Consider the following 8,641-nt stretch of genomic DNA (forward strand, 5'->3'; position numbering starts at 1 on the left):
TCATAAGAAACAGCCCATTAAGTATTTATTTTTTAATCCTCTATTAAGATCCCATTACAATATACACTTATATTTTTATTGGGATATTTAATACTACAAATGTAAATGTGTCAGAATGCGGGCACAACCTCAGGTCCCTAGCCTTTGTATTGACGAGACTTCTTTAAGCTGCGGAGAATTATATACTGTTGTCACTAATCGTGCGGGACGTGGTGGCAGAGGTACACTTGTGACCATGATACGTGGCACGAAGTCTGAAGACGTCATAAAGGTGCTTGAAATGATTCATGTCTCCAAGCGCAAGACAGCCAAAGAGGTCACTTTAGATCTTTTGCCGACCATGATGCGGATCGTCTGAACGGCTTTTCCCAATGCCACTATGACAAGTTATCGGTTTCATGTACCTTAATTCCGCAATACTATTGTAAATTAAATCTTTTAAGTAGAGGTTGTGTCAAAACGCTGACACACCTCTTTTAAATGCTATTTAATGCGAAATTACAAAAATACGCATTTAGATGGAGGCAAACTGTTTGCGCCATTGGCTAGGTGACATGCCCGTTTTTTGTTTGAATATACGATAAATCCATGTGTGGGATGAGAAACCGCACTCTGTGGAAATAGCGTCAATGCTATATTCGGGGTTGGCTTTCATCATGCGAACAGCCTCATTAAAACGAATGTCGCTAAGCCAGGTTCTAAAATTGGTGTATTCTGACTGATTGAAGTATTCTGTCAGTTCGTTTTTCTTGTATCCCAACTTGGTAGCTAGCGAATAGATGTTAACTTCATAGTCCTTATAAAATCCCTCTTCACACCATTTCTTGAGGGCTAATTCTATTTCCATCTTTCTATTAGCTGTCAAGATATTTGTGCCATGAGTGTTCTTGCCGTCTTTCATGTCTTCTGCTTCCGTGACTTTTGCTTCTGCGTCATTTTCCTCAGGAATGACTTCTTTGGGTGTGATGTAATAGCCCATAGCAATGAAAGTGTGGACGAAAAAGATGACAGAGAGTAATATCAAGGGACCTATTATATATAATAAGGTATTGAAGAGGATTGCTACAGGAAGGAGTCCAGCAGCAAAGTATAGCAAAATGATGCTGGCTTGCGAATAGCGCACGTATGGAATCAAGTCGATTCCGAAATTCTCCATGAGCTTCTGCTTTCGGGCTTTTGTTTCTTTGCGAATGATAAGAATAAAATATGCCATGCTAGCTACAAAAAGACCGAGCATCACATAGAGCATATTGCCAATGTGTAAACTTTGACTTTTGAACATGCCAATGACGAAAACTATGGCGATGAGTATGTATGCCATCATACCACGTAAACAATACCGTCGCACTTTGTTGCCTGTGCTCTCTATGTTGATTATGGAGAGAGTGATGGCAAATGCCACTGGAGTATAGAACAATATGTTGAATGCTGCGCCCACATCGGTACCTTGTGCACGGAGTCCATGAATCATCTGTAAGAGGTAGTGGACGGAGAAGAATAGCATGGATGCAACGAGAATCCATCTTGATATTTCGTAGCGCCACACCTTCCATCTCACCTGCAAACTTGCCATGGCTAATTGCAATGCTAGCATGGCTGTAATGACGCAACATACAAGTTGTAATATGAATAACGATTTCATAGTATTGTTATTACCTTAATTCCGCAACACTATAAATTTTAACTTTTATAATATCCTGAACAACAAAAAGTTCTTGGACAAGCCAAGCGGCAAAGCCGAGCGGCTCAGGATTTTGTCATGTCAAAGGATTCACTTAACTTAGTGTTGCAAAAATAGTCAAACAAAACCTCATCAAGCATGGTAAAAGTACAAATAAAATCCGAGAAACTCACATCTTTTGGTGGTATATTTCCAATTATGGAGAAATTCGACAGGATGTTGTCTTGTACAATAGACTCTACTTTAGGTTTGCGTAGCAAAGTGTATGGCTATCAATATAGCGAGATAATACGTTCTCTGATGTGCGTATATTTCTGTGGAGGGTCATGTGTCGAAGACGTGACCTCACACCTTATGGAAGCACTTTGCTTGCATCCACCCCTCCGTACATGCAGCGCAGACACAATACTTAGGGCCATTCGTGAATTGACCACACCGAATCTGACCTACAGGTCTGATTCGGGCAAAAGCTACGACTTCAACGTGGCTTCCGACCTTAACAATCTGCTTGTCAATGCATTGCTGGCAACTGGACAGTTGCTGCCAGACAATGAATATGACTTTGATTTTGACCACCAGTTCATTGAGACGGAGAAATTTGACGCAAAAATAACCTACAAGAAGTTTACCGGTTACAGTCCAGGAATAGCAACGGTCGGCGATGTCATCGTCGGGATAGAGAACCGCGACGGCAATACCAATGTCCGTTTCCATCAGGAAGACACTCTAAAACGTATTTTTGAGCGTTTGGAGAATGCCAGAATACATATAAACCGTGCGAGGATGGATTGTGGCTCATGCTCTGAGGCTATGGTGGAAATGGTGGAGAAGCACAGTCGGCATTTTTATATCCGCGCAAACAGGTGTGTATCGTTGTATGACGATATCTTTGCCTTGCGCGGATGGAAGACCGAATACATAAACGGTCACGAGTTTGAGATATGCTCCATCATTGCAGAGAAATGGGTCGGCAAAGCGTACCGCCTTGTCATACAGCGGCAAAGAAGCATCAACAAGGAACTCGACCTGTGGGAAGGGGAATATACATACAGATGCATACTGACAAATGACTATACTTCGACAGACCGTGACATCGTGGAGTATTACAACAAGCGTGGCGGTGCTGAGCGTGTATTGGACGACATGAACAACGGCTTTGGCTGGAAACGGCTGCCAAAATCGTTCATGGCGGAAAACACGGTGTTCCTGCTTCTGACCGCTTTAATACGAAACTTTTACAGACACCTCATATCTGACGCAAACATGAAGAGCTTTGGACTTAAACGCACAAGCAGAATCAAAACTTTTGTATTCAAGTATGTTTCTGTCCCTGCAAAATGGATTAAGACTGCAAGACAGCACATACTGAACATATACACAAGCAATGATGCATACATGATGGCCTTCAAATTTGATTTTGGGTAGCCTCAAATCTTCGTGGCCTTTTGCGTATTGCCTCAAGTCGCATCATGGGGTAAGGGGATTTTGTCTCTTGCGACTGCACCATTAGGGTTCTTTACGAAAACGAGTCGTTTTAGAGAGGTATCTGCAACCCCAGATATCAAAAATATTACAGGTTGCGGATTTTAGGATGTACAAAAGCTCTTTTATGAGGCAATTGATGAACTCAGGATTACTTATCGCTGAAGGGCACGGGATTTGGAGAGCGGAGAGCGATGAAATTCAGTGGCGCAGAGAGTAAAATAATAAAAAAGTTGGATTTTTATTGACGCGAATCAATTCTTTTAGTATTTTTGCCTTGTCTTTTACCAAAAAAGATTAATAACAGTAAGCGTTAGGCATTATCCATGTTCAGGAAATCCCCAATTTCAAGACAACAATTGGATAATACATCAGGTGCCCCTATGCACTATTATATCTTGTTAGCATATATAGGCGTGGGACTTTGTGTATTATATGTTGTTGAGTATGGGGATACTTCTGAACGGTAATACCAAAGTTCCCACGCTTAACTTTATATAAACACAACTTCAGGGAACAGAGTTGTCATATAATCGCATTATGAAAGCAATTTGTTTCAAAACCGGACAGGTCCTGCCTTCCGTTTTCATTCCTCTGTCTATTACTGTCTTTAGTGGAATTCTCTGCCTTTTTGTTTCCATTCCTGCCCCTTTTCGGGACTTGCGGCTATTATTACACAAATTACATGCCAAACAGTTTCTCTGAATCCATTTATGGCATTCAATAATCCCCCTGGACATACAGAAGAGGAACTTTGGCAACAAATACTCTCCCTGTCAAGGGAATTGCAGGAATGCAGGGCCTGCCTGCACTATCATAATACGCTGGATTACATATACGACAAGATCAACATGATAGAGAAAGAACTGGATATCTTGTTGAGAATGTTGTAGGGATCTTGTGACAAAAAGGCATGATAATTATACATTTTTATGACTATTTGTCTCGCAAGCATTAAAATTCATTTTACAACTCCATAAGAGTCCGATTTACAGATGCTATCACATAAATTCATGATTATTGCAGGATATGAATTACGATTTATTTTGTCTAATTTCAAATATCAGAACAGCCATGGATAAACGAATTGAATATGCGATGAACACATTGATCAATACAGAAATCTGGTCAACTAACCTGTACCTGTCATTGCAGGTCTATTTTGAGGGGCAGCAACTTCCGATATTGGCCTCATGGCTAAGTGCACAGGCACAGGACAATATGGGCAAGGTCTATCAGATGATGAACCGCATCTATCATGAAGGAGGTGCTGTAACCATCCATGAAATCAGGCGCGACATCCGGCAATGGCCGACACCGCTGGCTGCCTTGAACACCCTGCTTGAACATGAACAATATATATCCCGTCAGATATCCGAACTTCACGTACTATGCCAGAATACGGATTCATCCATCCATTCTTTCATCAAGGGGCTGTACACAAAACGGATATATGTAAGTACGGCGTTTATGGAATTGTTGCGTATCCTGGCCATGGAATATGAACGCAGGCTGCCCTGCTTCATATGATGTGTCAAATCGTGTAACCTGACCGGAGTTTATTGTTCACAGAGAAAATAATGGTCTAAAAATAAAACAAGTATCATCCTATGGATATATTCGCATACTCAATGTTGTGTTTCACTTCGTTGTTCACATTGATGGACCCCCTCGGAGTGATGCCGGTTTTCCTGCAGATGACCGAGGACATGAGTGCCGGAGAACGCCGGAGCATCGCCTTAAAATCCTGCGCCCTCACGTTCGTCATACTGGTACTTTTCACCTTGTGCGGCAGGTTCCTGTTCCATTTTTTCGGGATCTCGACCAATGGTTTCCGGATTGCGGGAGGTATCATCATCTTTAAAATCGGATATGACATGCTGCAGGCACACTTCACCCATGTGAAACTGAACGAGAACGAGAAAAAAGAATATTCCAGGAACATCACCGTCACGCCTCTTGCCGTTCCGATGCTGTGCGGTCCGGGTGTAATTTCAAGCGGCATAACACTGATGGAAGATGCCCTTGAGTATATTTTCAAAATTGCACTGGTTTGCGTGATCGCCCTAGTCTGTCTCCTCTCTTTCATTATCCTTTGCGTGTCAACGCGGCTTTTGAAAATTCTTGGAGAAACCGGAAATAATGTGATGATGAGACTGATGGGGCTTATTCTGATGGTCATCGCCGTGGAATGTTTCATAAACGGGATGCAACCTGTCCTGACAGATATTTTGAGACAAGCACACGCTTGCCCCTGAATATGAAAAATAAAAAATAGTACCAACATTAAAAATTAGATTCATTATGACCGAGAATTTACAAAAGGCCCTGAACGGGCAGATTACTGCGGAATTATGGTCCGCCAACCTGTATCTTTCAATGTCCTTCTATCTGGAAAAGGAAGGTTTTTCCGGCATGGCCCGCTGGATGCGCAAGCAATCGGCGGAAGAGACAGGACACGCATGTGCCATCGCCGAATATATGGCCAAACGTGAGGCGGAGGCAAAAGTGGACAAGGTCGATGTGGTTCCACAGGGTTGGGGCAGTCCCACCGAAGTCTTTGAACATGCCTTGGAACACGAGAGACATGTTTCCAGATTGATTGACGAACTGGTACATCTGGCTTCCGAGGAGAAAGACAATGCCACCCGTGATTTTCTTTGGGGATTTGTCAGGGAGCAGGTGGAGGAAGAGGCGAATTTCCTGAACATCGTAAACCTGATGAAGAAAGCCGGAGAGAGCGGCATCCTTTTCATGGATGCAAAACTGGGGGAACGCCAGTCCTGATTTGGAATAAAAAAACGACTGACATGAGCACGATTATTGATTTGTTGGGAACGCAGGCAGGATACTACCTGGACCATGTATGCAAGACAATAGACAAGAAACTCATCCATATCCCCGAGCCGAATATGATAGACAAGGCATGGGTGGATTCCGACAGGAATATACGCACCTTGGAGAGCCTGCAAGCCCTGTACGGGCACGGGCGTCTGGCCAATACCGGGTATGTCTCCATCCTGCCGGTGGATCAGGGGATAGAACATTCTGCCGGAGCATCCTTTGCACCCAATCCTCTTTACTTCGATCCCGGGAACATTGTGAAACTCGCTATCGAGGGAGGATGCAACGCCGTGGCATCCACATTCGGAGTTCTGGGAGCTGTGGCACGTAAGTACGCCCATAAGATTCCTTTCATCGTGAAGTTGAACCATAACGAGCTGCTGACTTATCCGAACAGTTATGACCAGGTCATGTTCGGTACAGTGAAGGAGGCATGGAACATGGGTGCCGTTGCCGTGGGGGCAACTATCTATTTCGGTTCGGAACAAAGCCGCCGCCAGATTGTGGAGGTCTCACAGGCGTTTGAATATGCCCATGAGTTGGGGATGGCCACGGTATTGTGGTGTTATCTGAGAAACAGCAGTTTTAAGAAAGACGGGATTGACTATCATGCGGCAGCAGATCTGACAGGGCAGGCCAACCATATCGGGGTCACCATCAAGGCTGATATCGTGAAGCAGAAGCTGCCGTCCAACAATGGAGGTTTTAAAGCCATCGGATTCGGTAAGACCGACGGGCGTATGTATACGGAACTGGTCTCCGACCATCCGATAGACCTCTGCCGCTACCAGGTGGCCAACGGGTATATGGGAAGGGTTGGCCTGATCAATTCGGGGGGCGAGTCCCATGGGACATCTGACCTGCATGATGCCGTCGTAACCGCAGTGGTGAACAAACGTGCCGGAGGTATGGGACTTATCTGTGGGAGAAAAGCCTTCCAGAAGACGATGAAAGACGGGGTCTCGCTTCTGAACACCATTCAGGATGTCTATCTGGATCCTTCGATAACCGTTGCATAAAAACTATATGGCATGAAAAGGATCGTATTGTTGAGACATGGCGAGAGCCTATGGAACAAGGAAAACCGCTTTACCGGTTGGACCGATGTAGACCTGAGTGATAAGGGGATCGCAGAAGCCTGTAAAGCCGGTGATATGCTGAAAGAAGCGGGATTCTCTTTTGAGGCGGCTTACACATCCTATCTGAAACGGGCTGTGAAAACGTTGAATTGTGTTCTGGACCGTCTCAATGAAGACTGGATCCCGGTGGAGAAAAGCTGGAGGTTGAACGAGAAACACTACGGCATACTTCAGGGACTTAACAAAAGGGAGACAGCAGACAAATATGGCGAGGAACAAGTCCATATCTGGCGGAGAAGTTACGGCGTGTCGCCCGAGCCGGTGAAGGAAGACGATCCCCGCTATCCGGGGAACGACACCCGTTACGCCGGTGTTCCCGAAATGGAACTGCCACGGACTGAATCCCTGAAGGATGCCGTCATGCGTGTCATGCCCTATTGGGAATGTGTCATCCTACCCACATTGATGCATAGGGACAACCTGCTTGTCGTTGCCCATGGAAACAGTCTGCGCGGGATAGTCAAGCATCTCAAGAATATTTCCGATACGGACATATCCCTCTTGAACCTGCCCACGGCAGTACCTTATGTATTCGAATTTGATGAACGGCCGGTGCTTGTCAGGGACTATTTCCTCGGAGACCAGGAGGAGATACGGAGACGGACGGAGGCTGTAGCCGAACAAGGTATGATCAGACGATAAGAGTCAGTCAATCAGACTGATTTGTATTGTCTTTTTGAATATTTTATTTATTAACAATTTAAAAAAGGAGGTAAAAATGGTACCTGTAAAAACAAATTCAAACTGGTTGCCGAGTATTTTTAACGATTTCTTCGAGAATGAGTGGCTGGCAAAAACGGGAGTTACGGCTCCTGCCATCAATGTCATTGAGAATGACAAGGACTACAAGGTTGAAATGGCGGCTCCCGGAATGACGAAGGATGATTTCAAGGTGAATGTTGACGAAAACAACAACCTGACAATCTGCATGGAAAAGAAAGAAGAGAAGAAGGAGGAGAAGAAAGACAAGAAGTATCTCCGCCGCGAATTCTCTTATTCCAAGTTCCAGCAGACCATCCTGCTACCTGAAAACGTGGAGAAGGATAAGATTTCCGCAAAAGTCGAACACGGGATCCTGTCCATTGAAATCCCGAAAGTGAAGGAGGAAGAAAAACAAAAAACTTCCAAGGCTATCGAGGTTAAATAATTCCATATCTGGAATGGTGTAAGGCCGGACAGGCTTTTCCTGTCCGGAGAGCCGTCCGGCCTTTAACAGGCACTTCCGGAACAGGGAACCGGCACAACCGATGAAGGAATTCAATTTTGAAAAAGAGCTGCTTAGCGTACAGGACGAACTGTTCCGTTTCGCGTACAAACTGACAGCGGACAGGGAGAAGGCGGAAGATCTGCTGCAGGATACCCTGCTCAAGGCAATGCTTCACAAAGAAAGTTACAACAAGAACACGAATTTCAAAGGGTGGCTGTTTATCATCATGCGTAACACGTTTATCAACGGTTACCGGGCGGAGGTCGGTCATACCCGTCTGTACATATC

General features: G+C 44.6%; 11 protein-coding genes. 10 read left to right on the plus strand and 1 reads right to left on the minus strand.

What is annotated here, in order from left to right:
- Positions 1-115: 115 nt before the first annotated feature.
- On the plus strand, positions 116-358 hold the full coding sequence (locus tag BSCG_RS21175) for a transposase (protein WP_004318648.1): 243 nt from the start codon (positions 116-118) through the stop codon (positions 356-358).
- A 156-nt stretch (positions 359-514) separates the two neighbouring features.
- Here BSCG_RS21175 and BSCG_RS0127295 read toward each other — a convergent pair whose 3' ends face one another.
- Positions 515-1,642 (minus strand): AraC family transcriptional regulator, encoded by a 1,128-nt coding sequence (locus tag BSCG_RS0127295; protein WP_004312658.1) that lies wholly within the window; start codon positions 1,640-1,642, stop codon positions 515-517.
- Positions 1,643-1,819: 177 nt separating this feature from the next.
- Between BSCG_RS0127295 and BSCG_RS21170 the strand changes: the two genes are divergently transcribed.
- From BSCG_RS21170 to BSCG_RS21130, 9 genes are all read left to right on the plus strand, one after another.
- The gene (locus BSCG_RS21170; protein ID WP_004312659.1) at positions 1,820-3,106 is read left to right on the plus strand and encodes an IS1380-like element ISBfi1 family transposase; all 1,287 of its coding nucleotides are present in this window, start codon (positions 1,820-1,822) and stop codon (positions 3,104-3,106) included.
- A gap of 770 nt (positions 3,107-3,876) precedes the next feature.
- Positions 3,877-4,056, plus strand: coding sequence for a hypothetical protein (locus BSCG_RS21165; RefSeq protein WP_008771119.1), 180 nt, complete (start codon positions 3,877-3,879; stop codon positions 4,054-4,056).
- 181 nt (positions 4,057-4,237) lie between these two features.
- The gene (locus BSCG_RS21160) at positions 4,238-4,693 is read left to right on the plus strand and encodes a ferritin-like domain-containing protein (RefSeq protein ID WP_005680129.1); all 456 of its coding nucleotides are present in this window, start codon (positions 4,238-4,240) and stop codon (positions 4,691-4,693) included.
- Between the two features lie 80 nt (positions 4,694-4,773).
- Positions 4,774-5,421, plus strand: a complete 648-nt coding sequence (locus BSCG_RS21155; RefSeq protein WP_008775191.1) for a MarC family protein — start codon at positions 4,774-4,776, stop codon at positions 5,419-5,421.
- A 46-nt stretch (positions 5,422-5,467) separates the two neighbouring features.
- Positions 5,468-5,950 (plus strand): ferritin, encoded by a 483-nt coding sequence (locus BSCG_RS21150; protein ID WP_004308118.1) that lies wholly within the window; start codon positions 5,468-5,470, stop codon positions 5,948-5,950.
- Positions 5,951-5,973: 23 nt separating this feature from the next.
- Positions 5,974-7,026, plus strand: coding sequence for a class I fructose-bisphosphate aldolase (locus BSCG_RS21145; protein ID WP_004308117.1), 1,053 nt, complete (start codon positions 5,974-5,976; stop codon positions 7,024-7,026).
- Between the two features lie 12 nt (positions 7,027-7,038).
- On the plus strand, positions 7,039-7,788 hold the full coding sequence (gene gpmA, locus BSCG_RS21140) for a 2,3-diphosphoglycerate-dependent phosphoglycerate mutase (RefSeq protein ID WP_004308116.1): 750 nt from the start codon (positions 7,039-7,041) through the stop codon (positions 7,786-7,788).
- 76 nt (positions 7,789-7,864) lie between these two features.
- Positions 7,865-8,293 carry an Hsp20/alpha crystallin family protein gene (locus BSCG_RS21135; RefSeq protein ID WP_004308115.1) on the plus strand — a complete coding sequence of 143 codons (429 nt, stop codon included), beginning with the start codon at positions 7,865-7,867 and terminating at the stop codon, positions 8,291-8,293.
- 100 nt (positions 8,294-8,393) lie between these two features.
- The coding region (locus tag BSCG_RS21130; RefSeq protein ID WP_008775192.1) for an RNA polymerase sigma factor at positions 8,394-8,641 on the plus strand (248 nt) is incomplete at its 3' end.

It is taken from the genome of Bacteroides sp. 2_2_4 (assembly GCF_000157055.1).
In the GTDB taxonomy this organism is placed as follows: Bacteria; Bacteroidota; Bacteroidia; order Bacteroidales; family Bacteroidaceae; genus Bacteroides; species Bacteroides ovatus.

Excerpts from the sequence above, each read along its gene's own strand:
- BSCG_RS21175 (WP_004318648.1), top strand. The coding sequence starts at position 116 with ATGCGGGCACAACCTCAGGTCCCTAGCCTTTGTATTGACGAGACTTCT.
- BSCG_RS21160 (WP_005680129.1), top strand. The coding sequence starts at position 4,238 with ATGGATAAACGAATTGAATATGCGATGAACACATTGATCAATACAGAA.
- gpmA (WP_004308116.1), top strand. The coding sequence starts at position 7,039 with ATGAAAAGGATCGTATTGTTGAGACATGGCGAGAGCCTATGGAACAAG.
- BSCG_RS0127295 (WP_004312658.1), bottom strand. The coding sequence starts at position 1,642 with ATGAAATCGTTATTCATATTACAACTTGTATGTTGCGTCATTACAGCC.
- BSCG_RS21145 (WP_004308117.1), top strand. The coding sequence starts at position 5,974 with ATGAGCACGATTATTGATTTGTTGGGAACGCAGGCAGGATACTACCTG.
- BSCG_RS21165 (WP_008771119.1), top strand. The coding sequence starts at position 3,877 with ATGGCATTCAATAATCCCCCTGGACATACAGAAGAGGAACTTTGGCAA.
- BSCG_RS21135 (WP_004308115.1), top strand. The coding sequence starts at position 7,865 with ATGGTACCTGTAAAAACAAATTCAAACTGGTTGCCGAGTATTTTTAAC.
- BSCG_RS21170 (WP_004312659.1), top strand. The coding sequence starts at position 1,820 with ATGGTAAAAGTACAAATAAAATCCGAGAAACTCACATCTTTTGGTGGT.
- BSCG_RS21150 (WP_004308118.1), top strand. The coding sequence starts at position 5,468 with ATGACCGAGAATTTACAAAAGGCCCTGAACGGGCAGATTACTGCGGAA.
- BSCG_RS21155 (WP_008775191.1), top strand. The coding sequence starts at position 4,774 with ATGGATATATTCGCATACTCAATGTTGTGTTTCACTTCGTTGTTCACA.